This window comes from Streptomyces sp. MCA2, from assembly GCF_023544705.1.
GTDB lineage: Bacteria > Actinomycetota > Actinomycetes > Streptomycetales > Streptomycetaceae > Streptomyces > Streptomyces decoyicus.
In genome coordinates this window covers 54,586-79,471 of the sequence record NZ_JAMJFM010000045.1, presented here as the reverse complement: position 1 = coordinate 79,471, position 24,886 = coordinate 54,586, and the positions used below count along the sequence as shown (strand labels likewise).

The 24,886-nt window shown below is 70.8% G+C and carries 22 protein-coding genes; 9 read left to right on the top strand and 13 right to left on the bottom strand.

All coding sequences use genetic code 11. The features are described from left to right. Window positions 1-216: 216 nt before the first annotated feature. The 6 genes from M8I34_RS30425 to M8I34_RS30400 all read left to right on the top strand — a co-directional run bounded on the left by M8I34_RS30425 (window position 217) and on the right by M8I34_RS30400 (window position 9,191). Window positions 217-972 carry a response regulator transcription factor gene (locus tag M8I34_RS30425; RefSeq protein WP_284050974.1) on the top strand — a complete coding sequence of 252 codons (756 nt, stop codon included), beginning with the start codon at window positions 217-219 and terminating at the stop codon, window positions 970-972. A 229-nt stretch (window positions 973-1,201) separates the two neighbouring features. Further along, complete coding sequence (locus M8I34_RS30420; RefSeq protein WP_308372728.1) at window positions 1,202-2,884, top strand: HAMP domain-containing sensor histidine kinase; 1,683 nt, start codon at window positions 1,202-1,204, stop codon at window positions 2,882-2,884. A 26-nt stretch (window positions 2,885-2,910) separates the two neighbouring features. Then, on the top strand, window positions 2,911-4,233 hold the full coding sequence (locus M8I34_RS30415; protein ID WP_250054829.1) for a bifunctional glycosyltransferase family 2/GtrA family protein: 1,323 nt from the start codon (window positions 2,911-2,913) through the stop codon (window positions 4,231-4,233). Continuing rightward, the gene (locus M8I34_RS30410) at window positions 4,230-6,572 is read left to right on the top strand and encodes a glycosyltransferase family 39 protein (RefSeq protein WP_250054827.1); all 2,343 of its coding nucleotides are present in this window, start codon (window positions 4,230-4,232) and stop codon (window positions 6,570-6,572) included. The genes M8I34_RS30415 and M8I34_RS30410 overlap by 4 nt, the downstream gene beginning before the upstream one ends. Window positions 6,573-6,713: 141 nt before the next feature. Further along, window positions 6,714-8,276 carry an MFS transporter gene (locus M8I34_RS30405; RefSeq protein ID WP_250054825.1) on the top strand — a complete coding sequence of 521 codons (1,563 nt, stop codon included), beginning with the start codon at window positions 6,714-6,716 and terminating at the stop codon, window positions 8,274-8,276. A gap of 144 nt (window positions 8,277-8,420) precedes the next feature. Next, entirely contained in the window at window positions 8,421-9,191 is a 771-nt protein-coding gene (locus tag M8I34_RS30400; RefSeq protein ID WP_250054823.1) for a TetR/AcrR family transcriptional regulator, read from the top strand. Window positions 9,192-9,257: 66 nt separating this feature from the next. Here the strand turns inward: M8I34_RS30400 and M8I34_RS30395 are convergent, their stop codons facing one another. The 3 genes from M8I34_RS30395 to M8I34_RS30385 form a co-directional block, all read right to left on the bottom strand. Continuing rightward, a complete protein-coding gene (locus M8I34_RS30395; protein WP_250054821.1) occupies window positions 9,258-10,100 on the bottom strand; it encodes a YceI family protein in 843 nt (280 codons plus the stop codon). A 212-nt stretch (window positions 10,101-10,312) separates the two neighbouring features. Then, entirely contained in the window at window positions 10,313-12,919 is a 2,607-nt protein-coding gene (locus M8I34_RS30390; RefSeq protein ID WP_250054819.1) for an MFS transporter, read from the bottom strand. A gap of 11 nt (window positions 12,920-12,930) precedes the next feature. Continuing rightward, a complete protein-coding gene (locus M8I34_RS30385; RefSeq protein WP_244420305.1) occupies window positions 12,931-13,404 on the bottom strand; it encodes a MarR family winged helix-turn-helix transcriptional regulator in 474 nt (157 codons plus the stop codon). 358 nt (window positions 13,405-13,762) lie between these two features. Between M8I34_RS30385 and M8I34_RS30380 the strand changes: the two genes are divergently transcribed. Continuing rightward, window positions 13,763-13,981 carry a hypothetical protein gene (locus M8I34_RS30380; protein WP_030989618.1) on the top strand — a complete coding sequence of 73 codons (219 nt, stop codon included), beginning with the start codon at window positions 13,763-13,765 and terminating at the stop codon, window positions 13,979-13,981. 188 nt (window positions 13,982-14,169) lie between these two features. Here M8I34_RS30380 and M8I34_RS30375 read toward each other — a convergent pair whose 3' ends face one another. From M8I34_RS30375 to M8I34_RS30365, 3 genes are all read right to left on the bottom strand, one after another. Next, window positions 14,170-14,529: a hypothetical protein gene (locus M8I34_RS30375; protein ID WP_250054817.1), complete on the bottom strand. Its 360-nt coding sequence runs from the start codon at window positions 14,527-14,529 to the stop codon at window positions 14,170-14,172. An 80-nt stretch (window positions 14,530-14,609) separates the two neighbouring features. Continuing rightward, on the bottom strand, window positions 14,610-15,782 hold the full coding sequence (locus tag M8I34_RS30370) for an amidase domain-containing protein (protein ID WP_250054815.1): 1,173 nt from the start codon (window positions 15,780-15,782) through the stop codon (window positions 14,610-14,612). 89 nt (window positions 15,783-15,871) lie between these two features. Next, a complete protein-coding gene (locus tag M8I34_RS30365) occupies window positions 15,872-16,189 on the bottom strand; it encodes a type VII secretion target (RefSeq protein ID WP_250054813.1) in 318 nt (105 codons plus the stop codon). A gap of 191 nt (window positions 16,190-16,380) precedes the next feature. Here M8I34_RS30365 and M8I34_RS30360 point away from each other — a divergent pair, with 191 nt between their 5' ends. After that, complete coding sequence (locus M8I34_RS30360) at window positions 16,381-17,271, top strand: SMI1/KNR4 family protein (RefSeq protein ID WP_250054812.1); 891 nt, start codon at window positions 16,381-16,383, stop codon at window positions 17,269-17,271. Here the strand turns inward: M8I34_RS30360 and M8I34_RS30355 are convergent. Then, window positions 17,268-18,605 carry an amidohydrolase family protein gene (locus M8I34_RS30355; RefSeq protein WP_250054810.1) on the bottom strand — a complete coding sequence of 446 codons (1,338 nt, stop codon included), beginning with the start codon at window positions 18,603-18,605 and terminating at the stop codon, window positions 17,268-17,270. The genes M8I34_RS30360 and M8I34_RS30355 overlap by 4 nt on opposite strands. 73 nt (window positions 18,606-18,678) lie before the next feature. Here M8I34_RS30355 and M8I34_RS30350 point away from each other — a divergent pair, with 73 nt between their 5' ends. Next, entirely contained in the window at window positions 18,679-19,239 is a 561-nt protein-coding gene (locus tag M8I34_RS30350) for a MarR family transcriptional regulator (protein WP_250054808.1), read from the top strand. A gap of 209 nt (window positions 19,240-19,448) precedes the next feature. Here the strand turns inward: M8I34_RS30350 and M8I34_RS30345 are convergent, their stop codons facing one another. From M8I34_RS30345 to M8I34_RS30320, 6 genes are all read right to left on the bottom strand, one after another. Continuing rightward, window positions 19,449-19,922 (bottom strand): VOC family protein, encoded by a 474-nt coding sequence (locus M8I34_RS30345; RefSeq protein WP_244419675.1) that lies wholly within the window; start codon window positions 19,920-19,922, stop codon window positions 19,449-19,451. Between the two features lie 268 nt (window positions 19,923-20,190). Further along, window positions 20,191-21,042, bottom strand: coding sequence for a hypothetical protein (locus M8I34_RS30340; RefSeq protein ID WP_250054806.1), 852 nt, complete (start codon window positions 21,040-21,042; stop codon window positions 20,191-20,193). 534 nt (window positions 21,043-21,576) lie between these two features. Further along, entirely contained in the window at window positions 21,577-22,413 is an 837-nt protein-coding gene (locus M8I34_RS30335) for an RNA polymerase sigma factor SigF (RefSeq protein WP_030084977.1), read from the bottom strand. 198 nt (window positions 22,414-22,611) lie between these two features. After that, a complete protein-coding gene (locus tag M8I34_RS30330; RefSeq protein ID WP_030084976.1) occupies window positions 22,612-23,421 on the bottom strand; it encodes an RNA polymerase sigma factor SigF in 810 nt (269 codons plus the stop codon). A gap of 211 nt (window positions 23,422-23,632) precedes the next feature. Next, the gene (locus M8I34_RS30325) at window positions 23,633-23,926 is read right to left on the bottom strand and encodes a Dabb family protein (protein ID WP_244419673.1); all 294 of its coding nucleotides are present in this window, start codon (window positions 23,924-23,926) and stop codon (window positions 23,633-23,635) included. A gap of 130 nt (window positions 23,927-24,056) precedes the next feature. Next, window positions 24,057-24,299 (bottom strand): hypothetical protein, encoded by a 243-nt coding sequence (locus tag M8I34_RS30320; protein ID WP_250054841.1) that lies wholly within the window; start codon window positions 24,297-24,299, stop codon window positions 24,057-24,059. Window positions 24,300-24,886 lie beyond the last annotated feature (587 nt).

Genomic DNA, 24,886 nt, shown 5'->3' with positions numbered 1-24,886 from the left:
CAGAGGCGGGGTGGGGTGGGGGCGGGGGCCCGGGGGAGGGGGAGAAGCCAGGAGAGGGGAAGGGGAACAGGCCAGGAGAGAGGAAAGCCCCAGGAGGGGGCGGAGAAGCATGGGGGATTCTCAGGAGATTCACAGAAAGGCGCAAGGGAGCTCTCACGGGAGCGGGTCAAGCTCACGGGCATGACCGTGACTTCGTCGTCCTCAGCGTCGTTTCGTATGCCGGCTTCGGCCTCGTCCTCCAGGGGCGCGCCCGGGAAGCAGCCGGAACTGTTGAGGCCGGACGGCACTCCCGTGCGGGTGCTGGTCGTGGACGACGAGTCCTCCCTCGCCGATCTGCTCTCCCTCGCGCTGCGCTACGAGGGATGGGACATCCGCGCGGAGGGGGACGGCGCGGGAGCGCTGCGCTGCGCCCGTAGTTGGCGGCCGGACGCGGTGCTGCTCGATGTGATGCTGCCGGACATGGACGGGCTGACGGTGCTCGGCCGGCTGCGGCGTGAACTTCCGGATGTGCCGGTGCTGTTCCTGACCGCCAAGGACGCGGTCGAGGACCGGATCGCCGGGCTGACGGCGGGCGGCGACGACTACGTCACCAAGCCGTTCAGCCTGGAAGAGGTGGTGGCCAGGCTGCGGGGGCTGCTGCGCCGGGCCGGAGCGGCCAGCGCGCGGAGCGAATCGCGGCTGACGGTGGGCGATCTGGTGCTCGACGAGGACAGCCATGAGGTGTGGCGGGACGGTCAGGAGATCCATCTGACGGCCACCGAGTTCGAGCTGCTGCGCTATCTGATGCGCAATCCGCGGCGGGTGCTGAGCAAGACGCAGATCCTCGACCGGGTCTGGAGCTATGACTTCGGCGGCCAGGCCAACGTCGTGGAGCTGTATATCTCGTATCTGCGGCGGAAGATCGACGTGGGGCGGACGCCGATGATCCACACCCGGCGGGGCGCGGGCTATCTCATCAAGCCCGGTGGGTAGACGGGTGTCTGCCGACTCCGCCGCCTCTGCCGCCTCAGCCCCCGGGCCGTCGGGGCCGGGCACACCCGCCACCTCGGCTGCCGGGCCTTCGGGGCCGCGCACCCCACCCGCCTCCCCACCTCCTCCCACCTCCCCACTCCCTCGCACCTCCCCACTGCCCCCCAGCTCCTCACCCCCTCCCACCCCCCGCCGCCGCTGGTCGCTCCGGACCCGGCTCGTCGTGTCGGCGGTGGCGCTGATCGCTGTCGTCGGAGCCGTCATCGGCACCGTGACGACCATCGCCCTGCACTCCTACCTGCAAGGTCAGTTGGACATTCAGCTGACGGGTTCCGTGAAACGGGCCGAGGACCCGCGGCCGCATGACCCGGTGCCTCCGCAGGGCCAAGGCCTGGACTTCGTGGCGATGGGGGGTCAGCCCATCGGGACGGTGGGGGCGCGGATCGGGCCCGACGGCATGGCCGTGGACGGCGCCAAGCTGAGCAACTCCACCAGCCGGCTGCCCGAGGAGCGGCTGGCGCGGCTGTCCGGTGCGCAGGTTGCGGCGCTGAACGCGGTGCCGCGGGACGGCAGGGCGCACACCGCCGAGCTGCCGGGACTCGGTGACTACCGGGTGAAGTCCGCCCGGAACGGCTCGCTGGTGCTCGGTCTGCCGCTCGGCCATGTGCAGGACACGGTCAGCCAACTGGTGGTCATCGAGGAGTGTGTGACGGTCGCCGGGCTGATCGCGGCCGGCATCGCGGGTTCCACCATGGTCGGCATCGCCCTGCGGCCGCTGCGCCGGGTCGCCGCCACCGCCACCCGGGTCTCCGAACTCTCGCTCCACCAGGGCGAGGTGGCGCTGCACGTCCGGGTGCCGGCGTCCGAGTCGGACGGCCGTACGGAAGTGGGGCAGGTCGGTGCGGCGCTGAACCGGATGCTGGGGCATGTCGGGGCGGCGCTCTCGGCCCGTCAGGAGAGCGAGATGCGGGTGCGGCGGTTTGTGGCCGACGCCAGCCATGAGCTGCGTACGCCGCTCGCGTCGATCCGCGGGTACGCCGAGCTGACCCGGCGCGGGCGGGAGCAGCCGGGGCCCGAGACCCGGCACGCCCTGGGCCGGATCGAGTCGGAGGCGGAGCGGATGACGGGGCTGGTGGAGGACCTGTTGCTGCTCGCCCGGCTCGATTCCGGGCGGCCGCTGTCCTACGAGAGCACGGATCTGTCGCCGCTGGTGGTGGACGCGGTGAGCGATGCGCGGGTGGCGGGGCCCGGTCACCGGTGGCGGCTGGAGCTGCCCGATGAGCCGGCGTGGGTGTACGGCGATGGCGGACGGCTGCACCAGATCTTGGTGAATCTGCTGGCCAACGCCCGGACGCATACGCCCGAGGGCACGACGGTGACCGCCAGGGTGCGCCCTGCCGGCCCTGCGGCCGGTGGTCGCACGGCCGGTGGTCTTATGCCCGGTGGCCCTAAGGCCACTGGTCCCACGGCCGGCGGCCCTGAGGCGGGTGTTCCTATGGCCGGTCGCCCTCCAGCGGGTCGTCCGACCGGCCCTCCGACAGGCCCTCCGGCGGACGCCCCCGCCGCGCGCCGCGATGTCGTTCAGCTGGAGGTGCAGGACGACGGGCCCGGCATTCCCGCCGGTCTCCTCCCGCATGTCTTCGAGCGCTTTGCGCGCGGTGATGCCTCGCGGTCGCGTGCCGCCGGGAGCACGGGGCTCGGCCTGGCCATCGTGGAGGCGGTGGTGGCCGCGCACGGTGGCACGGTCGAGGTCGACAGCGTCCCGGGACGGACGGTCTTCACGGTGACCCTGCCGACGAAGGCAGAGCCTGCGCAGGTGCCTGCTGCGCTGCCTGATCCGGGTCCTGCTCCGCTGCCCGCTGCGGCCCCCGTTCCCCCCTCACAGTCAGGACACAGGCTCAGCACACCCCCGTGACAGCGCGGTTGGCGAGTGTCGTCGGCATGACGACGACACAGCCGCCCCGCACACCGCTGGGCTCCCTGCCACCGCGCGAGCATCTGCGGCTCGGTCAGATCGCGACCGTGCTCGATGTGGTGGTCCCCGTCTACAACGAGGAGCGCGACCTCGAACCGTGTGTGCGGCGGCTGCACGAGCACCTCGCCCGCACCTTCCCGTACGGCTTCCGCATCACCATCGCCGACAACGCGAGCACGGACCGTACGCCGGAGGTCGCCGCCCTGCTCGACGACGAGATCGACGAGGTCACGGCGGTACGGCTGGAGCAGAAGGGGCGCGGGAGGGCGCTGCGCACCGTGTGGTCGCACTCCGATGTGCCGGTGCTCGCCTATATGGACGTCGATCTGTCCACCGACCTCAACGCGCTGCTGCCGCTGGTCGCTCCGCTGATCTCCGGGCACTCGGATCTGGCGATCGGCTCCCGGCTCAGCCGCAGTGCGCGGGTGGTGCGCGGCCCGAAGCGGGAGTTCATCTCGCGTACGTACAACCTCATCCTGCGCGGCTCGCTCGCCGCCCGCTTCTCCGATGCGCAGTGCGGGTTCAAGGCCATCCGCGGGGATGTCGCCGCGCGGCTGCTGCCGATGATCGAGGACACCGGATGGTTCTTCGACACCGAGATGCTGGTGCTGGCGGAGCGGGCGGGGCTGCGGATCCACGAGGTGCCGGTGGACTGGGTCGACGACCCCGCGAGCACCGTGCAGCTGGTGCGTACGGCCGCCGACGACCTCAAGGGTGTATGGCGGGTGGGGCGGGCGCTGGCGACCGGTGGGCTGCCGCTGGACCGGCTCGCCCGGCCGTTCGGGGACGACCCGCGCGACCGTGAGCTGTCCGGGGTGCCCGGCGGGCTGGCCCGTCAGCTCGTCGGCTTCTGTGCCGTCGGCGGACTCAGCACCCTGCTCTATCTGGCCCTGTACTCCCTCTTCCGGCTCGGGGTGGGACCTCAGCTCGCCAATGCGGGGGCGCTGTTGGTGTCGGCGCTGGCCAATACGGCGGCCAACCGGCGGCTGACCTTCGGGGTGCGGGGCCGGGACCGGGCGCTGCGCCACCAGGCCCAGGGGCTGGTGGTCTTCGCCATCGGACTGGCCCTGACCAGCGGCTCCCTGGCCGCCCTCGACGCCGCGGGCGGCCAGGCCTCGCACGGCACCGAACTCGCGGTGCTGGTGGCCGCCAACCTCGCGGCGACGGTGCTGCGGTTCCTGCTCTTGCGCGCGTGGGTCTTCCCCGACCGTGAGCGGCCCGACGACGTCGACGCACCGCGGCCGCACGCCACACACGAACACAACGACCTCACCAGGAGCGCTCGATGACCCCGCCCCCCTCCGGTACGCCGGCCCACCCGTCGTATCCCCCGCCCCTCACATCACAGGAGAGAGGGCTGGCGTCGGTCGTCACCCCCCAGCCGCCCACGGCCACGGCGCGGCCCGCGCAGCCGCGCTGGGCGCGACCCGCTCTGCTGGCGTTGTTGCTGGTCACGGCAGTGCTCTACCTCTGGAGTCTGTCCGCGTCCGGCTATGCCAACCAGTTCTACTCGGCCGCCGTACAGGCCGGCAGCGAGAGCTGGAAGGCGTTCTTCTTCGGCTCCTCCGACGCCGCGAACTCCATCACCGTCGACAAGCCGCCGGCCGCGCTGTGGCCGATGGCGCTGTCCGTACGGCTCTTCGGGCTCGGCTCGTGGGCGATCCTGGTGCCCGAGGCGCTGATGGGGGTCGCGACCGTCGGGGTGCTCTACGGGGCCGTACGGCGGTGGTTCGGTGCGGGGGCGGGGCTGCTGGCCGGCGGGGCGCTGGCCGTGACGCCGGTCGCGGCGCTGATGTTCCGGTTCAACAACCCCGATGCCCTGCTGTGCCTGCTGATGGTCTGTGCGATCGCCGCCGTGCTGCGGGCCCTGGACGACGGCCGTACGAAGTGGCTGGTGCTGGCCGGCGTCTGCTTCGGCCTGGGCTTTCTGACCAAGACGCTCCAGGCGTGGCTGATCCTGCCGGCGCTCGCCGTGGTCTACGTCTGCTGTGCGCCGGTGGCGCTGCGCCGGCGGTTCGGGCAGCTGCTGCTCGCCGGTCTGGCGCTCGTGGTGTCCGGCGGCTGGTGGGTGGCGATCGTCGAGCTGTGGCCCGCGTCCTCGCGCCCGTACATCGGCGGCTCGCAGCACAACAGCTTCCTGGAGCTGACCTTCGGCTACAACGGCTTCGGGCGGATCACCGGCAATGAGACCGGCAGCGTCGGCGGGGGCGGCGGCCGTCCCGGTGGCGGTGGCGGCGGCGGATGGGGAGAGACCGGCATCACCCGGCTGTTCTCGTCCGACATGGGCGGGCAGATCGCGTGGCTGCTGCCTGCCGCGGTGATCCTGCTGGTCGCGGGGGTGTGGGTGCTGCGGCGGGCCCGGCGTGCGACCGCCGCCGAACAGGCGGGGCAGCGGGCGGAGTTCCTGGTGTGGGGCGGCGCGCTGCTGACGACCTTCGCGACCTTCAGCTTCATGTCCGGGATCTTCCATCAGTACTACAACATCGCGCTGGCCCCGTATATCGCGGCGCTGGTCGGGATGGGCGCGGCGCTGCTGTGGCGGCGCGGCGGGCGGGGCGCCTCGCTCGTGCTGGCCGCGACGGTCGCGGTGACCGCCGGATGGTCGTGCGTGCTGCTGGACCGGTCACCGGAGTGGCTGCCGTGGCTGCGCTGGACGGTGTTGGGCGTGGGTCTGGTGGCGGCGGTGGGGCTGCTGCTGCCGGTACGGGCGGGTGCCTCGGTGCGGGACGGGGAGCCCGCGGGGGACGGAAAGCCTGGGCGGGACGGGGATCCTGCACGGGCGGGAGCGCCGGCCGGGGCCGGGGCGCCGCTGCGGGCCGGCCGACGGGTCGCGGTGCTGGCGGCCGGGCTCGGGGTGGTGACGGCGCTGGCCGGTCCGCTCGCGTACACCCTCGACACGGTCAACACGCCCAAGAGCGGGTCGATCATCACGGCCGGCCCCTCGGTGCGGGGCGGCATGGGCGGGCCCGGTGGCGGCTTCCCCGGCGGCCGGCCGCCCGGCATGTGGCGCGGCAACAACGGCGGTACGGCAGGGGGCGCGCCGGGCGGCGGTCAGGGGGCCCAGGGCGGCCAGGGCGCAGGCGGTCTCCAAGGCAGCAACCAGGCCACCCGGCAGGGCAACGGCCAGGCCGGCAACCAGCCAGGTAACCGGGGCCGGCTCCCGGGGCAGGCCGCCGGCCGGCCCGGCTTCCCCGGCGGTGCGGGCGGGCCGGGCGGGCTCGGTGAACGGGGCGCCGGCCGGATGGGCGGAATGGGCGGACTGCTCAACGGCAGCAAGGTGAGCGCCAAGGCCGAGGCGCTGCTGGAGAAGGGCGCGGGGGACTACACCTGGGCCGCCGCGGCCATCGGCTCGCAGAATGCGGCGAGCTATCAACTCGCCACCCAGAAGCCGGTGATGGCGATCGGCGGATTCAACGGGAGTGACCCGTCGCCGCCCCTCGCCCAGTTCAAGGCCCAGGTCGCGGACGGGAAGATCCACTACTTCGTCGCGGGCGGGCGGGGCGGCCCCGGCGGTGGCCAGGGCGGCAGCCAGGGCGGCTCGTCGAAGATCACTTCGTGGGTGACGAAGACCTTCAAGAAGGTCACCGTCGGCAGCGCCACCCTCTACGACCTGACCCGGAAGGCGTGAGCGGGGCGGCACACCCCGGGCGGCGCCGCCGCGGCGACGGTCCGCGCCGCCCGCTCCCCCGAGCGGCCGAAATTCAAATGTACGGCGTATAGCTCTCCCTGTACGGTGTAAGTCACCGCCCGCACCGTACAGGGAGCCCGTATGCCCTCCGTGGCCTCCGACGCCACCTCCACCGCCCTCCAGCCGCCGGGCCGGTCCGCCACCCGGTGGCTGACCCTGGCCGTCATCTGCCTCGCGCAGCTGACGGTCATCCTCGACAACACCGTCCTGAACGTCGCCATCCCGTCCCTCACCGAGGACCTGGGCGCGACCACCGCCGACGTCCAGTGGATGATCAACGCGTATTCGCTGGTCCAGTCCGGCCTGCTGCTCACCGCGGGCAATTCCGCCGACCGCTACGGCCGTAAGAAGATGCTGGCCGTCGGCCTGTCGCTGTTCGGGGTCGCCTCGCTCGGCGCCGCGCTCGCCCAGTCGCCCGGTCAGCTCATCGCCGCCCGCGCCGGCATGGGCATCGGCGGGGCCCTGCTGGTGACCACCACCCTCGCCGTCGTCATGCAGATCTTCGACGACGAGGAGCGCCCCCGGGCCATCGGCATCTGGAGCTCGGTCAACTCCCTCGGCTTCGCCGCCGGCCCGCTGATCGGCGGTTCGCTGCTCGATCACTTCTGGTGGGGCTCGCTGTTCCTGGTCAATCTCCCGGTCGCGGTGATCTCGCTGGCGGCCGTCGTCTTCCTGGTGCCCGAATCCAGCAGCCGCGGCGGTGCCCCCCTCGACCTGCCGGGCGCCCTGCTGTCCATGATCGGCATGGTCGGAGTGGTCTTTGCGATCATCTCCGGGCCGATGGACGGCTGGCTGTCCGGCCGGGTGCTGAGCTCCGCCGCCATCGGGGTCATCGGGCTCGCCGCCTTCGCGCTGTGGGAGCTGCACGTCCCGCATCCGATGCTGGACATGCACTTCTTCCGCAACCGCCGGTTCATCGGCGCCGTCTCGGGCGGCATCCTCGTCGCCTTCGGGATGGGCGGCTCGATGTTCCTGCTCACCCAGCATCTCCAACTGGTCATGGGCTACGGCCCGTTGGATGCGGGCCTGCGGATGGCGCCGCTCGCCGTCACGGTCATCCTGATCAACTTCACCGGGCTGGGCGCCCGTCTGATGCCCCGGATCGGCACCCCCGGAATGATCGTCTCGGGGATGTCGCTGCTCGCGGCCGGCCTGGCCGCCGTCTCCCTGCTGGCCGGCGCCGGCTACGGCGGCATGCTGGTCAGCCTGGTCATGATGGGCCTCGGTGTCGCGCTCGCGATGCCCACGATGGCCAACGCCATCATGTCCGCCATCCCGCCGGCCAAGGCCGGAGTGGGCGCCGGCGTCAACGGCACGCTGATGGAATTCGGCCAGGGTCTCGGCGTCGCCGTCCTCGGTGCGGTCCTCAACTCCCGCTTCGTGGCGCTGCTTCCACTGGCCGCCGCGGGCGCCGGGTCGCTGTCCGCGGCACTCGCCCGCACCCGTACGGATGCCGAACGGACCGCCGTCCACGACGCCTTCGCGTCCGGCATCGGCACCAGCCAGCTGGTCGGCGCGGCCGCGGTGTTCCTCGGCGGGCTGGTCGCGGCCGTCCTGCTGCGCCGGGCGGAGCGCACCGGCCAGGAGGCGGAGCCGCTCGCTGCGCCTTCCGGTGCGCAACCGGCCGCTGCCGCGGCGGAATAGCATCGGCCCGGTACGTGATCGTGAACGGCACGTACCGGCGGCACGTATGACACCCGTACGTGCCGTCACCGACGGACGACACCGAAGCCGACCTCGACGACGGCACCCACGACGTCGACGACGCTCAGGACAGGGAGGGGCGCCATGGCAGCGACGGACGACCGCGCCAGGAAGCGGCCGAACAGCGTCTGGCTGACCGAACGGCCCCCGCTCAAACGCAAGGCGGAGCAGCCGGCCGGACTCGACCTCGACAAGATCGTCGCGGCGACGGTCCGGCTGCTCGACGCCGAGGGCCTGTCGAAGTTCTCGATGCGCAGGCTCGCCGCCGAGCTCGGCGTCACCGCGATGTCCGTGTACTGGTACGTCGACACCAAGGACGACCTGCTGGAACTGGCCGTGGACGCGGTGGCCGGAGAGATGGCCCTGCCCGACGAGTCGGACGCCGGCGCCGACTGGCGCGACCAGCTGCGCACGCTCGCCGTCGGCTACCGCGACATGCTGCTGGGCCACCCCTGGGCGGCCCGGCTGCTGGGCGAGTTCATCAACATCGGCCCGCATTCGACGGCCTTCGCCAACGCCACCCAGCGGGTGATGCGGCGCAGCGGCCTGGCGGCGGACCAGACGTCCGGTGCGCTGGCGTCCCTCTTCCACTTCGTCTACGGCTTCTCGACGATCCGGGCCACCCACGAGGCCCGCTGCCGTGCCGCCGATATGAGCCTCGACGACTACTTCGAGCAGGTCGTCGCCGCGCTCTCGGACCGGCCGGAGTTCGCCGAGATGCTGGAGCCGTCCACCCGGGTCGGCGAGGTCCGCCGGGGCGGCAGCGTGGTGGACATGCTGGACCGGGACTTCGCGTTCGCCCTCGATCTCCAGATCGCGGGGATCGAGGCGATGCGGGACCGGCCGGCGGGCTGACGCGACGACGGCCCCGGGCCGCGAAGCCCGGGGCCGTCGCCCGTCCGCCTGTGTGTGCAGGGGCGCTCAGCCCATCGGCAGGCTCTCCCCCTGCACCGCCTGGATGTCCAGTTCGACCTTCAGGGTCGTGCCGATCGCCGCGATACCGGCCGCGACGACCTGGTTGTAGTTCATCTTGAAGTCCTCGCGGCGCAGCTCCGCGGTGGCGCGGAAGGCGGCGCGCACCCCGCCCCACGGGTCGGGGCCGGTGCCGAGGTAGCTCAGGTCGAGGTCCACCGGGCGTACGACGCCGTGCAGCGACAGCTCGCCGTGTACCGTCCAGCGGTCCGGGCCGGCCGGTGCCAGGCCCGAGCTGCGGTAGGTGATCTCCGGGAACTCCTCGACGTTCAGGAAGTCCTCGGAGCGCAGATGCCCGTCGCGCATACCGTTGCCGGTGTCGATCGACGTGGCCTTGATGGCCGCCTCGACCCGCGACGCGGACAGGTCCTCGGCGATCTCGATCCGGCCGCTGAACTCGGTGAACCGGCCGTGCACGCTGGAGATCCCCAGGTGCTGGGCGACCGCGGCCACCGTCGAGTGCATCGGGTCGATGGTCCAGGCGCCGGGCGGCGGCAGCTCGGCCCCGCCCTGCCGGGCCAGGACGACCTTGCCGACGTCCATCCGGCCGCTCGCCGTCACGATCGCGGTGGAGGCGACCGGCGCATAGCCGACGGCCGTCACGATGACCGTGTACGGGCCGGCGGGCAGCGGCTGTTCGCTGCGGACGGCGCCCTCGTCGTCCGCCGCCGCGCGCAGCACCTGTGCGCCCGTCATATCGGTGACGGTCAGCACGGCGTGCTGGACCGCCCAGCCGTCCCGTGTGCGGACCTGGGCCCTCAGTCCCGTAGCTCCCGCGCCCGTCGAAGTCATTGCCTCTCCCGTTTGTTGCCTGGTGGTGCCCCCTTCTCGATGCCGAGAGGTCGGGGGAGTGTCGGGCTCCGGACGGCGGCGTGCAGGCCGTCCCCTGCCTGTGCGCAGCGCCGCCGCCGGAGCCCTGGGGTCCGGTCCGGGGCGCGTATCCGCTCAACGCGCGCCCCGGTCCGGGGTATTGCTCCCGGGTGGATCCCCGGGCCCGGGGTGTTTCAGTCCCCGGGGTGGGCGAGCTCGACGTCGTAGCCGTCGACCCCGCGGGCATCGACCGCAAGGCCGGTGGCGACCGGCGGGTAGCCGCTCGCGATGACCGTGTAGTCGCCGGCGTCCAGGTCGGTGAAGGCGTAGGCGCCGTCCTCCCCGGTCGTCGAGGTGGCCACGACATTGCCCGCCGCGTCCACCAGCGTGACCCGGGCATCGGGCAGCGGGCGGCGGGTGCCGTCCTGGCCGCCCGCCCGCACGATGCCCTGCACCCGCGCGCCGGACAGCAGGTCGATCTCGATCCGGGTCGTGCCCTGGCCGCCGATCTCGACCGGCAGCGCGGCCGGGCGGTGGTTCGCGGCGTTCACCGCGACGGTGAAGGTCCCGGGCGCCAGCTCGTCGAAGGCGAAGTGGCCCTCGGCGCCGGTCATTCCGGTGGCCAGCACCTCGCCGCGGACGTCGGTGACGACGACCATCGCACCGTCGACCGGTTCACCGGTGGCCGCGCTGCGGACCTGGCCGCCGAGGCCGCTGGTGCCGCTGAGCAGGATGTCGTAGCCGTACGGCTGGTCGCCGACGACGACCGTGGACGCCTGCGGCTGGTGGCCGTCGGCCGCGGCGATCAGCACGTACGAACCGGCGCCGGGGGCGTCGAGCGCGTACGAGCCGTTCGCCTGGGCGACCGCGCGGCCCAGCTGACGCCCGCTGAGCGAGATCAGCGTCACCGCGGAGCGCGGTACGGGGCTGCCCTCCGCGTTGCGCACGAAGCCGTGGATCGCGGAACCGGCCGGGGTGGTGCCACCGCCGCCGGCCGAGGCGTACGCCGCCAGCGGCCGGGTGGCCGTCGCGGCGGCCGGCTGCGCCCAGGAGGGCGTGTGCACGTCGTCGTCGGGGGCGACCGAGGGGGCGCCCACCAGGGCGGGCTCCAGCTCCTCGACCGGCGCCGCGGCGGCGGCGAGGTCCGGGACCACGGCATCCGACGGGGCGGCCGCGGCCTGGGCACCCTCGGCGCTCTGGGACAGTCCGCCACGCGTCTTCAACGCGACCTCCTTGATGAACAGGGTGAAGAGGAAGGCGAGCAGCGCGCAGGGCGCCGCGTAGAGGAACACATCGCCGACACCGTGACCGTAGGCGCTCTCCATGACGGTGCGCAGCGGTGCCGGGAGGGCGTCCAGGTCCGGGATGCCCCCGCCGCTGTTGCCGGCGCCGTGGGCGGCGGCCTTGGCGGCCTTGGGACCGAGGTCGGCCAGGCCGTCCTTGACGTAGTGGGTGACGCGGTTGGCGAGCACCGCACCGAGGGCCGAGACGCCCACCGCACCACCGAGGGAGCGGAAGAAGGTCACGACGGACGAGGCGGAGCCGAGGTCCTCGGGCGCCACCTGGTTCTGCGTGGCGAGCACCAGGTTCTGCATCATCATGCCGATGCCCAGACCCATCAGGGCCATGAAGATCGCGATGTGCCAGTACTCGGTGTCGTAGCGGATGGTGCCCAGCAGGCCCAGACCCGCGGTGACCAGCACACCACCGGAGACCAGCCAGGCCTTCCAGCGGCCGGTCTTGGTGATGACCTGGCCCGAGACGGTCGAGGAGACGAACAGACCCGCGATCATCGGGATCGTCATCACACCGGACATCGTCGGCGACTTGCCACGCGCCAGCTGGAAGTACTGGCTGAAGAACACGGTGCCGGAGAACATCGCGATACCGACGAACAGCGAGGCCACCGACGCCAGGGTGATCGTCTTGTTGCGGAACAGCCGCAACGGGATGATCGGCTCCTTGGCCTTGGTCTCGACGAAGACGAAGATCGCGCCGAGCACGACCGCGCCGCCGACCATCGCGGCGGTCTGCCACGACATCCAGTCGTACTTGTCACCGGCCAGCGTCACCCACACCAGCAGCAGCGAGACCGCCGCGCTGATGAAGAAGGCGCCCGCCCAGTCGACCTTGACGCCCTCGCGCCGGACGACCGGGAGCTTCAGGGTCTTCTGGAGCACGATCAGCGCGATGATCGCGAACGGCACACCGACGTAGAAGCACCAGCGCCAGCCGAGCCAGTCGGTGTCGGTGATGACACCGCCGAGCAGCGGCCCGCCGACGGTGGCGACGGCGAAGGTGGCGCCGAGGTAGCCGCTGTAACGACCGCGCTCGCGCGGCGAGATCATCGCGGCCATCACGATCTGGGCCAGGGCGGACAGACCGCCCACGCCTATGCCCTGCACCACACGGCAGGCGATCAGCATGCCGGTGTTCTGCGAGAGACCGGCGACGACCGAGCCCGCGACGTAGATGATCAGCGCGAACTGCACCAGCAGCTTTTTGCTGAACAGGTCGGAGAGCTTGCCCCACAGCGGGGTGGTCGCGGTCATCGCGAGCAGCGAGGCGGTGACGACCCAGGTGTAGGCGCTCTGTCCGCCGTCGAGGTCATGAATGATCTCGGGCAGCGCGTTGGAGACGATCGTCGACGACAGAATGGCGACGAACATGCCGAGCAGCAGCCCGGACAGCGCCTCCATGATCTGACGGTGCGTCATAGGGGCTCCGTCGGAGGCGTGGTGATGTCCGCCTCCGTGCCTGGCGTGGCCGCCCCGCACACCGGCTGGTGTGGTCGTAGCCATGTAGTTCCTTTTCATCCTGCGGGTGTACGGGTGGTGGAGTCGTGATGCGCCCGGGTGCGGCAGTCGCCGAAGCTCGTGCGGAGCCTGGCGAGCAGTTCGACGAGGTGTCCGACGTCGGTGTCGGTCCAGTCGTCCAAGTACCGGGCGAGCGTTGCGGTGTAGCGCTCGGCGAGCTCCTCCAGGAGTTCCGTGCCGCTCGGGGTCAGGCGCAGCAGCCGCGACCGCTTATCGGCGGGATCGGGCTTCCGCTCGATCCAGCCACGTTCGGCGGCGTGGGCGACATGCCGGCTGGTCACCGACATGTCGATGGCGAGCAGCTCGGCGAGCTGGCTCATCCGCATCTCGCCGTGCCGGTCGAGAAGGGTGAGCACCCCGGCCGAAGCGGGCGGGCAGTCCTGGGGCAGCATCCGCCCCATTTCGCGCTTGACGGCACCGATGGCGCTGAGTTGCCTGGCCAGCTCCTCGTACTGACTGTGGGCGGCCACGAGCTCCTCCACGCATCCATCGCACATCGCATCAACATCTTTTGTTGCTTGGGGCAACCATAAGCAAAGTTGGTTGCTGAAGGCAAACGATTCGTCCAGGCTTGAAGTAAAGGGAGCCAAAAGTCTGCGCCGGTGGCTGGTCAATGGGTGCAAGATCCCGCGTAAAGGCGCAGGTGAGGGCCCCGGACGGCGGCCCCTGGCCGATACCGGTCGGTAGCGGGACACCCCCAGACGACCCGGCCGCATTCCCGGCGACGCGCCGTACGCGGCCCGACCCCGCTCCGTAGGCGCCTTCGCGGGCGCCGCATACCTGCCCCAGGGGTGCCCCTCCGCCCCCGGTTCGCTAGGGTCCTTCCCCATGGCGACCAACCCGCAGAACCAGGCCGGCGGCAACTACGACCCGGCGGGCAGCACGCAGATGTTCCGCGCCTTCGTGGACGAGGGCGGCACCCCGCAGACCGGCAGCCGCCGCGCACCGGCCCCGCAGCAGTCGGCCGGCCCCCGGGTGGGCGTCATCGTCGGCGTGATCGTCGCGGTTCTGGTCGTCGCGGGCGCGGCATGGCTGGCGCTGGCCTGACGACGCACTCCGCAGCTTTCTTCACGCGCACCGGGCCCGGCATCACGATGCCGGGCCCTTGATCTTTCCGCCCGCCGGATACGTCACGCGCCCGCCCCTGCTCTCCGCGATCCGCAGCCCTTCACGCAGCCTTGCGATGCACCGCATCTGACGCCTGCGCGGATCCACCACGGATTGCGGGACAGCCCTTAGCCTTCACACAGCGGCTTTCCGATGTTCGCGGCTGCCTCGGCGGCGTCCATATGGGCCACGATCACCATTCCGGCCGTCAGCAGGACCATGAGGCAAGCGATGGCGAAGAAGAGCGTCGAAACCATGGTCTGCCAGCCATGAGTGGGGTCCTGCCCGGCGCGCCGTGCGGACCGGAACATCAGCAGGTGGACGGTCACCGCGAGGAGGGCCGCCAGCAGGCCGCCGTATGAGACGGCGAAGTTCGTCCACGGCAGCAGCGTGTACCGGCACGCTGCCGACTGGAACTCATGGTGTCCGTTGGAGAGTGAGACCGACGCAATGAAGCCGAGGATTGCCGCCGTCGAGAGCAACGGCACGGAGAGGATCATCATCCGCCAGCGTTCCGAAGGACGTGGTGCCGGCGTCGCGGGTGGTGGACTCGCTTCGGTCGTCACTGTCAGTACCAATCCGGGTGCGGGCGAACGATGCGGATTCTCTGCTGCCCTTCGGCCTTCTCCGTTGCCGGGAGCCGGCCCGGCAGACTCACGTTCTGGTAAGAGTCTTGGTGCTGGGTGTACTTGACCTCGCCGTCCGGCATCACGGCCGTGACGACAGCGGCATGGTGGGTGTTGCCACGCTCGCTTTCGGCGTCGGGCCCCTGCTGCTCGTAGTAGATGATGTCGCCGGGCCGGGCCTGGGACCGGGGCACTTCCTCCCCACCGTGCTTGAGCATGAAGTTTTGCTGGTTCTCGGCTCCGGCCCAGGTTTTGGAGTAGTACAGGCTCGCGTCGATCGAGTCGATGCCGATGCCGCCGGTATTTCCCCATGTGTCGTCACCCCGGGCCCCTGACCAAGGGTCGATCTTTTTCTGCATACCCGCGTGGTCGAGCGCCTGGGAGACGAAGTTGGTGCAGTTGTTGTCGAACTGGATGGGGTCCTTCTTGTTCCAGTTGTCGAGGGCATACTCGACCATCTTCACCCGGTCGAACTTCCCGTCCGTGCCGCGCACTTCCCGCTTCGCGCTCTCGGGAATGCCATCGAGGTGCGCGAGTTTCACCGGCTCGGCGCGCATCATGTCGTATTGCTGCTTCTCGCTCAGGCCGTTCCACCAGGCACGTACCGCAGCCGGGTCGGTGTTCGCCTTCGGGATGTCGGCGGCGAGCATGTCCATCTCGACATGCGAGGCGCGGTTCTGTTCCTTGAGAGCTTTGTCCGGGTCGCTGATGCCGACCGTGCCTGCCAGGCGGTACAGCTCGGCCGCTGTCTTTTCGTCCGCTTCCGTCGCCTGCCGCAGGGCCTGTTCGCGCAGGGCGACGATGTCGTTGTACGCCTGCTGCTTGTCCGCGGCCGCGTTCGGGGCGGGGCACTCCAGCGGCATGCCGTCATCGCCCACGGGGAGGTCGTGGGCCCGGGAGAGGTCGGTGATCTGGCATGCGGTGCTCATCGCCGTGTCCAGGCTGGTGTGCATGCCTTCCATGACCATTTTGACGCTGAGCAGCAGGTCGTAGGCCGACTCCAGTTGATTGGCCAGCTTGATGAAATCGCCGGCCGCCGACGCGCCGACCTCGTCGGCCCAGTTGTCGGCGAGGGGCTTGGCGCCCTGCTCGCGTACGTCGTTCGCGGCGTTCAACGCGTACTTCGCCAGTGCCGCCCAGTCGTCCGCGGCCTCTTTCCACTTCCGGGGGTGGGCGCTGATGAGTTCCGAGTACGTGACCACGGTCAGTGCCTCCCCAGGTCCTTCATGCCGGCCCTCAGCCGTGCGACCGCTTCCTGGTCCGCGGCGTCGTAGCCGTCGGCGGAGTCCTGCAACCGCTGCCCCAGTTCGCCCATCTTCTTGACCAGCTCGATCATGTGGTCCTGCCAGGCAGTGCGGCACGACATCACAGCGTTTCCGCTCTTCCAGAACATGGAGTCGAAGTAGACGTCCTGAGAGCTGTCAAGGACATGTGACAGGCGCCGCTGGGTGTCGCTCGACAGCGCCTTCATGTCATCGCCGGTGCTGCGGACCTTCGCCGTGTCCACCCGTATGTCACCCACGGGTCCCCCCGGTTCCGTTCTTACTTTCTCCGCATTGGTCCTGTGCATGACCAGTGCGCCTACCTGCACACCGTAGGAGAGGACGAACGGGCCTGCGCGGGAGGGACGTCGGCCAGGCGGTTCCGGAGGAAACTCAGGCAGATGGAACAAAGTGAACCGGCCGTCCCGGACGCCGGTTCTAAGGTGTGTCCATGGTCGACGCGCACAGCCCCCTCGCCCGGGTCATCGAACGGGTGCCGCCGCCCGCCGAAGCGGTCAACGGACGCGGCAACTGGGCCGATAAGGAACTGGCCTTGGGCACCCGGCTACCGGACGACTACAAAAGACTGGTCGAGACCTACGGGCGCGGTGACTTCTGGGGCGCGCTGTGCCTGTGCACCCCGTTCGGTGACGACAACCCGGTCCGGCTCGAAGCAGACCTCGTGGAGGTCTTCGGTCCGCTGCGCGAGAGCTGGCCCGAGGAGCACCCCTACCCCTTCTTCCCGGAACCCGGCGGACTGCTGACCTGGGCAGTGACCGGGGACTCGGCGCAATTGTGCTGGCTGACCGAGGGGCCGCCCGAGTCCTGGCCGGTGGTGATCTGGTCACGGGACAGCGAGTACGAACGATTCGACTGCGGGGCTGCCGCATTTCTCGAAGGGTGGATCAGTGGCCGCCTCAGCTCCGAACTCCTGCACCACGAGCCGGAGGTCGCCCCCTGGTTCGATGCGGCGATCGAACGCGACCACGTCTACGTCCGCCTGGAGGAAGGAGACCTCCCCTACACCGAGCGCCTCCGGATCCTGCGCGACACACTCGCCCCCACCGCGGACCGAGGCGGCTACGAACACAACGGCAGCAGGCAGGACCACTTCATCGTCACCGAGACCGGCTGGCAGCTGACGTATGAGACGGCCTACGCGCATCAACTCCGCGTCGCGTTCCCGCCCGCCGAAAGTGAAGCGGCCCGCCAGGCCGTCCTCGCCGCCATCGACCGGATGGGGTGTGCCGTCCAGTCCATCGGCACCGTCCACGGCACGTCGTCCTGGAACCCTCCCCTGACCCCTCAACCGCGTGAACAAGCTCCGGGGCAGTACATCTAGGAGCTCGACGCCCCGAGGCGTTCGGTCGCGCGGTGGGCCTCGGCCAGGACGCCGCCGAGGTTCTCGTACAGCAGCCGCCCGCCGCGCTTGACCGCCCGCCCGTCCACCAGGACCGTATCGACGTTCCCCGGGTGTGCGGCGGTCACCACCGCACCGATCGGATCGTGCGCCACCGGGGCGAGGTTGAGCGCATCGGCGCGCAGCAGGACGAGGTCGGCGCGCTTGCCGACTCCCAGTGAGCCCACCTCCTCGCCGAGGCCGAGCGCCGCGGCCCCCTCGGCGGTGGCCATACGCAGCACATCGGCCGCCTTGAGCGCGAGCCCGTCGCCGTCTCCGCCGCCGTCTCTGTCTCCGTCGAAGTGGCTGCTCATCAACGCGGCGCGCATCTGGGAGAACATGTCACCCGGCGCCGAGGTGACCGCGTCCGCGCCCAGCCCCGTGGTGATGCCCGCCCGGCGCAGCCGTCCCGCCATCGGGGCGCCGAACCGCATCGAGGCCTCGATCGCCGGCGTGATCGCCACCGCCCCGCCGGACTCGGCGATCAGCCGCAGCTCGGAGTCGGGCAGCGAATTGCCGTGCACGTACAGGGTGCCGGCGGTGAGCAGCCCCTGCTCCCGGAGGGCGGTGATCGGCCGCATCGCCACCGGCCCCGCGCTCACATGGACGGCGACGGGGAGCCCCAGCTCGCGGGCGAGCAGCCAGTCCTCCCGTACGGCCTCCGGCGGCGTGAAGGAGGGGCCGACCGGGGCCAGGGCCATCGTGACCCGCGCATCGCGCGACGGGAAGTGCGCGGTGCGGGCCTTGCGGACCCAGTCGGCCTGCCGGGCGGACTCGTCGAAGACGGGGTAGCCGTAGCCGAAGACGGCGCGGATTCCCGCTTCCTCGAGCGCCTCGACGGCGGCCGCGGTGTGCTCCGGCGAGTACTGGACGTGGGAGAAGTCCTGGACGGTGGTGATCCCCGAGTCCAGGCAGTCCAGCGCGCCCAGGAGGTTGCCGGTGTGCACGTCGGCGGGCGTGAAGCGGCCGGCGAGCTCACCGAGGACCCGGCTGAAGTAGCCGTCGAGGCTCGCGTCGACCGCGGCGGACCGCAGCACCCCCTGCCACAGATGCCGGTGGGCGTCGACGAACCCGGGCAGCACGACCATCGTGCGGGCGTCGATCACCTCCAGACCGGAATCGGAGTCGTCGAGGGGCAGGTCGCGGCCCACGGCGGCGATCCGGCCCGCCTCGACGAGGACATCGGTGTGCGGGTGGACGACGGGGTGGGGGGCGGTGTCGATGACCAGGCCGCCGCGCAGAAGCAGTCGCGGTGTGTGGTGGCGCTCGTTTCCCATGGCAAGTCACCCTCTACACGTTCGGAAGAAAGCTTTATAGAAAGCTATCATGGTGGTGATCTATCCTGCCGAGGTGACCGCAGCATCCGCAGCATCCGGACCAGTCCCCGACCCCGTCGATGCGCTGCTGAGCGCATGGCGCACCGAGCTGCCGGATGCGCTCCGCCCGACGACGGAACTGTCGAAGCGGATAACGCAGCTCGCCGGCGCCCTGGACGCGGCCACCCGTGGTGTACTTCCCGAACTCGGCCTGACCGTCGCCGAGTTCGACATCCTGGTAGCCCTGCGCAGGTCCGGTGAGCCCTACCGTATGCAGCCGAACGAACTGGCACGGTCCCTGCTGCTGTCCTCCGGCGGCATCAGCAACGTCGTCAACCACCTCACCGGCCGCGGACTCGTCCTCCGCGAGCCCTCACCGGATGACGGCCGCAGCACCATGATCCGGCTGACGCCGGACGGGGTGCGGACCGCCGAGCGTGCCGTCCGCGTCCATGCGGACGCCCATGAGGCGGTCTTCGCCGAGGCGTCCCCCACGGCGGTGAACGAGGCCACCCAGGCGCTGCGGGACGTGCGCATACACGGCCGTCCCGCACCGCGCCCGCTACGGACGGGCCGGAATCGCAGCCGGTCCTGAGGTGGGGCGGCCGGGGGTGGGGCGGCGGCGAGCTCGGGGTGATGTCGCTCCCGGTGCGTAAGCGAGCCCGTGGTGATGGCCGCTCCCGGCGCGTCGGACGCTTGGGGTGATGGCTGCTCCCGGTGCGTCGGAGAGCCCCGGACCGTGGCCGGCCCGGGGCTCGCGCGGCGCGTAGCCGATGCCCGGGGTGTCGCTAGGCCTCCAGGCTTCTAGGCCTGATCGGCCGCAGCCTGGAGGGCGGCGATGTCGATCTTCTTCATGCCGAACATGGCCTTCATGGCACGGGCCGCGCGCTCCTGATCCGGGTCGTTCAGCATCTCCGCCATGCCGCCGGGCGCCACCTGCCAGGACAGGCCGTACTTGTCCTTCAGCCAGCCACAGGGGCCCTCCTCGCCGCCTTCGGAGAGCTTGGCCCAGTAGTAGTCGATCTCGTCCTGGCCGGCACAGTTGATCATCAGGGAGATGGCCTCGCTGAACGTGAACTCGGGACCGCCGTTGATCGCGATGTACTCCTGACCGTCGAGCTCGAACTCGACCGTCAGTACGGTCCCCGCAGGTCGCGGGCCTGCCTCGTTGTAATAGGTGACGTTCTTGATCTTCGAGTTCGGGAACACCGAGCAGTAGAACTCTGCGGCGTCCTTGCCCTGGGTGTCGAACCAGAGGTTGGGGATGATCTTGGGCATGGTCTTCTCCCTGAGACGGGGTCGCTGCCGGTGGCTGCGTCTGTGCCTCTTAAGACGGTCGCACCGCTCGGAACTCATCGCTATCCAGGGACGCGGTTCGGGTCGCCCTCAGGGATGCGGTCCGGCTCGCCCTACGGGGGTGGTTTTCGGCCAGGTCGCGGCAACGACGGTGACGGCGGCGACGACGGTGACAGCGACGGAGATGGCGACGGCGATGCAGGACGGTCGCGGACCGCGCCCGGGTGCGGTCCGGCCCTCGCGAGCGGCCTCACTTCCACCCGAAAGTGACGTCCTTGGTGTCGAGGTGCATGCCCAGCGGCACTCGCCAGCCGTCCACGCACACCCGCCAGGTGCCGGTTTTCTTCTTCCCGGGGGCGACCGGCAGCGGAAGTTTGTGGGTGGACGTGATCGTCGCCCAGTCGACGCCGAGGGCGCCGATGATGTGGGTGCCGAAGGTGACGGTGCCGGCGGTGACGGGCCGGTCGCCGCTGTTGAGGAAGTCGAGGGTGACCTTCTGGCACCAGCGGACGTCGGTGCCGGCGAGAGCGGGCTTGCCGATCAGAAGGCCGGCAGGCGCATCCGCACCGGCCGGGATGGTGGGGGAGGGCGGCTCCGGGGCGGGAGAACCGTGGGGCGGGGTGGAACCGCCGGGGTGGCCGGGGGAGTTGGACGCGCCCGGTGAGGCCGGGGGCGTGGTGCCGTCGCCGTGCCCGGGATGCGCTCCGGCGGGTGGCGCGGAGGGGCCGGGCGGCGCTCCGGACGCACCGGGGCTGCCAGGAGCTCCTGAGCCGTCGGCCGTCGCGCCCCCACCGGATCCGACGGCGGGCCCAGTCCCGGGCCGGCCAGTAGGCGCACTGCCCGCGTTGCTGCCGCTGCCGTTCCCGTTCCCGTCTCCACTGCCGTTACCGCTACCGCCCCTGCGGTCCCCGTGGCCGTCCAGCGGCGTCAGCTCCACGCCATCCCCGGGTGGTACGGCCCGTGTCGGCGCCTGACCATCGGCGGGGCCTGCCGCGCCCACCGCGACATAACCCTCGTCGGCCGCGCTCCCGCAGCCGGCGAGCAGCGCACCCAGGCACAGCACGGCCGCAGAGGCGGAGGCCACAGTCGTCGTCCGTCGCATCGGGCCAGTGTTGCTGACGGTGCGTCAGGTGTACAGAGGTCGGACGGCGGGCTGGATGATTCCTCGGCGACCCGGGGCCGGACGCGATGGGGCACGTGATCGACGGCCTAGGACGGGCGGTCAGCCAAGGCCCGCGCCAAGTTCTCAGTCCACGAGCCGCGTTCAGCCATCCACGAGGGCACCACGGACGGGACGCGCGAAAGGACCGACAGAAGGGACTGACAGAAGGGACCGACAGGCAGGGCCCCACAGACAGGTCCGCAAAGACAGGGACCCACAATCAGGCCCCACAGACAGGGCCCCAAAGAGGGCGGCACACGGAGGACGACCCGCGGATGACGACCCACGGAGGACGACCCACCAACGGCACACCCAGCACCACGCACACGCCCGCACACGCTCACAAGCCTCGTGCGGCCCTCATACGGCCGGGCGCGCGCCTCTCGCGCCCCGCCCCGCCCCTTCCTCCCCAAAGCTTTACCACTGTCCGCCGAGCGGCACTGAGCGCCGTACGGCCCCTCGGCGGACCGTTCCTCAGTCGGAGATGAGGCCCTCGCGCAGCTGCGCCAGGGTGCGGGTGAGCAGACGGGAGACGTGCATCTGGGAGATGCCGACCTCCTCGCCGATCTGGGACTGCGTCATGTTGGCGAAGAAGCGCAGCATGATGATCTGGCGCTCACGGGGCGGGAGTTTGGCCAGCAGGGGCTTGAGGGACTCGCGGTACTCCACGCCCTCCAGGGCGGTGTCCTCGTAGCCGAGGCGGTCCGCGAGGGAGCCCTCGCCGCCGTCGTCCTCGGGGGAGGGGGAGTCGAGCGAGGAGGCGGTGTACGCGTTGCCGACGGCCAGGCCGTCGACCACGTCCTCCTCCGACACCCCCAGGCACAGGGCCAGTTCGGGGACGGTCGGGGAGCGGTCCAGCTTCTGGGAGAGCTCGTCGCTGGCCTTGGTGAGGGCGAGCCGGAGCTCCTGGAGCCGGCGCGGGACCCGTACCGACCATGACGTGTCGCGGAAGAAGCGCTTGATCTCGCCGACCACGGTCGGCATCGCGAACGTCGGGAATTCCACGCCGCGTTCGCAGTCGAAACGGTCGATCGCCTTGATCAGGCCGATCGTTCCGACCTGGACGATGTCCTCCATCGGTTCGTTGCGGCTGCGGAAGCGGGCCGCGGCGTAACGCACCAGAGGGAGGTTCAGTTCGATGAGCGTGTCTCGGACGTATGTACGTTCCGCGCAGTCCTTGTCGAGCGAGGCCAGCCGCAGGAACAGGGAGCGGGAGAGCGTGCGGGTGTTGATGGCGTCGTCGTCATGCACGTGTGGTGCGGGCGCGGGAATCGCGGGAAGCACCTTCGAGCTGCCCAGTTCTACGGACATGCCACCCCCTTGAGGTCGCGGTCGGGTCGCTGTGGCGTCCTCGGACCGGGGCGGACCGAGGAGTGATGCCTCCACCTGAATACCGGAGGCAGCGCTACGGCAAACGCGGTTCCAGCAGAATGTCACATGTCGGCAACACGCTGTAGCGCCATGTCGACATATCTGCGCAGGCTGTACGGGGACGGTCGCCCGTCCCGGTTAGGCCTCGATCCTGTTTGCGGATCGCAGCCGGGCGAAGCTCCGCGACAGTAGCCGCGAGACATGCATCTGCGACACCCCTAGCTCCGCACTGATCTGTGACTGCGTCAGATTGCTGTAGTAACGCAGCAGAAGGATCCGCTGCTCGCGCTCGGGAAGCTGGACGAGGAGATGCCGTACGAGGTCGCGGTGCTCGACGCCGGCCAGCTCCGGGTCCTCGTATCCGAGACGGTCGAGCAGGCCGGGCAGGCCGTCGCCCTCCTGGGCGGCCTCCAGCGAGGTGGCGTGATACGAGCGGCCCGCCTCCAGGCAGGCCAGCACCTCGTCCTCGCCGATCTTCAGCCGCTCGGCGATCTCGGCGGTGGTGGGGGAGCGGCCGTGCAGCACCGTCAGGTCCTCCGTCGCGCCGTTGACCTGCACCCAGAGCTCGTGCAGGCGGCGCGGTACATGGACCGTACGGACATTGTCTCGAAAGTAGCGTTTGATCTCGCCGACGACAGTGGGCATGGCGAAGGTGGGGAACTGGACGCCCCGGTCCGGATCGAACCGGTCGATCGCATTGATCAGGCCGATGGTGCCGACCTGGATGACGTCCTCCATGGGCTCGTTGCGGCTGCGGAAGCGCGCCGCGGCATAGCGGACCAGCGGCAGATTGGCTTCGATCAGCGCGGCACGGACCCGGGTGTGCTCGGGGGTGCCCGGTTCGAGGTCCGTCAACTCCGCGAACAGCACCTGCGTGAGCGCCCGCGTGTCCGCGCTTCGGCTCTCGCGGGATGGAGCCTTGGGCGCAGTACGGGCCGTCACGGTCACGCCACCCTTCACAGTGCATGTATCCGGCAAAAGCGGTCATAGCATCACAAGACATGTGCACTGTGTGCAAGCACCCCATAACGCCGTGTTGAACAGAGAGTTGAGTGGGTGCGGGGCGGCCGGGGGGCGGGTGGCGCCCGGGGGTACGGCGAAGCCCCCCGCCCACAGGGGGCGAGGGGCTCAGCGGGGCGCGGTACGGAGGTGCCGCGGCTCAGAATTCGTAGTCGGCGATCACCCAGGTGGCGAATTCGCGCCACTGGGCAGCGGCCGCCTGGTGGGCCGGATGCTCGATATAGCGCGTGAGGGCGTCCTTGTCGGCCACGGCGGAGTTGATCGCGAAGTCGTAGGCGATCGGGCGGTCGGTGATGTTCCAGGCGCACTCCCAGAACGTCAGCTCCGGGATCTCGCCCTCCAGCGCCGCGAACGCGCGGACGCCGGCCTGCACCCGCTCCTCGTCGCGGGAGACACCTTCATTGAGCTTGAACAGGACCAGGTGGCGGATCACTGGGGGCCTCCGTGCGGCGGACGAGGCGCAGCCGGTCCGGTGGGCCGACTGGGCCGGGCTGGGGTGCCGGCCGATCGCGGGCCGGTCCCTCGGGTGGCCCCAGGGCCCGCCGGGTCGGACCGGACGATCCCTATTTGATCAGCTGGGTCATGAACTGGCCGACGCCCTGAGCGGCGGACGATATGCCCTCGAACCCTATCTGGACCATTTCGGCGGCCCGCTGCGGGGAGGTGATGATCGTGTACAGCACGAAGACGATGATCATGTACAACGCGATCTTCTTCGCCTGCGCCATCAGTCCCGTCTCCCCTACGCAGTCCCCTACCGGCAGTGCCTGCACGTCCCCGTTGCAGTCGGGCGAGTGTAACCACACGTGTTCGATCGTGGGAGCCGGGCCTACGGGCTCCGCTCGGGCGGCCCGCCGGGCCGCGGCACCCGGGCTCCGGCACTGATCCGGACTTTATGGACCAAAGGCCTGCCAAGGGAGGCCCTTCGCCTGCCTGTTGGGGCGGCCTGTCCGAGGCACCATGAGTGAGGCGGCGCCGTGGATCTGGCAGGAATCCACGGGCCTGGACCAGGACCTCACTGCGGGGTCCGCGCCAAGATCGTCCCCGTGACGATGGCGTGGACTTGGGGGTCCGGTCCGCAATCGGGGGGAGCGGTCGTCTCCTGACGCCCGCTGCCCCCGACCGAACAGGAGCCCCGCCTCCGCGCCACCCCTGGTTTCCACGGGGGGTCCCAGGACACGGCCCGGAGGCGGGGCTCCGTCGTGTGCGGCGGCCGGGCGCGCCGTACGCGGCCGCCGGAGTGCGCGGCCACCCGCCCCCGGGGTGCGTCTTCCTCCCGGGCGCCCGGCCGCAGCCAACTGGCCGCAACGCCGCAACCAAGAGGAACGCACCCCGCGTCTCCCACCCGGTACGACGCGGACACCTCCGGACGTCATGCGCCGCGAAGCACCTG

What these genes read in the sequence shown, in the direction of transcription:
- M8I34_RS30425 (WP_284050974.1), top strand. Translation starts at nt 217, where the DNA reads ATGCCGGCTTCGGCCTCGTCCTCCAGGGGCGCGCCCGGGAAGCAGCCG.
- M8I34_RS30415 (WP_250054829.1), top strand. Translation starts at nt 2,911, where the DNA reads ATGACGACGACACAGCCGCCCCGCACACCGCTGGGCTCCCTGCCACCG.
- M8I34_RS30410 (WP_250054827.1), top strand. Translation starts at nt 4,230, where the DNA reads ATGACCCCGCCCCCCTCCGGTACGCCGGCCCACCCGTCGTATCCCCCG.
- M8I34_RS30405 (WP_250054825.1), top strand. Translation starts at nt 6,714, where the DNA reads ATGCCCTCCGTGGCCTCCGACGCCACCTCCACCGCCCTCCAGCCGCCG.
- M8I34_RS30400 (WP_250054823.1), top strand. Translation starts at nt 8,421, where the DNA reads ATGGCAGCGACGGACGACCGCGCCAGGAAGCGGCCGAACAGCGTCTGG.
- M8I34_RS30395 (WP_250054821.1), bottom strand. Translation starts at nt 10,100, where the DNA reads ATGACTTCGACGGGCGCGGGAGCTACGGGACTGAGGGCCCAGGTCCGC.
- M8I34_RS30390 (WP_250054819.1), bottom strand. Translation starts at nt 12,919, where the DNA reads ATGGCTACGACCACACCAGCCGGTGTGCGGGGCGGCCACGCCAGGCAC.
- M8I34_RS30380 (WP_030989618.1), top strand. Translation starts at nt 13,763, where the DNA reads ATGGCGACCAACCCGCAGAACCAGGCCGGCGGCAACTACGACCCGGCG.
- M8I34_RS30360 (WP_250054812.1), top strand. Translation starts at nt 16,381, where the DNA reads ATGGTCGACGCGCACAGCCCCCTCGCCCGGGTCATCGAACGGGTGCCG.
- M8I34_RS30355 (WP_250054810.1), bottom strand. Translation starts at nt 18,605, where the DNA reads ATGGGAAACGAGCGCCACCACACACCGCGACTGCTTCTGCGCGGCGGC.
- M8I34_RS30345 (WP_244419675.1), bottom strand. Translation starts at nt 19,922, where the DNA reads ATGCCCAAGATCATCCCCAACCTCTGGTTCGACACCCAGGGCAAGGAC.
- M8I34_RS30340 (WP_250054806.1), bottom strand. Translation starts at nt 21,042, where the DNA reads ATGCGACGGACGACGACTGTGGCCTCCGCCTCTGCGGCCGTGCTGTGC.
- M8I34_RS30335 (WP_030084977.1), bottom strand. Translation starts at nt 22,413, where the DNA reads ATGTCCGTAGAACTGGGCAGCTCGAAGGTGCTTCCCGCGATTCCCGCG.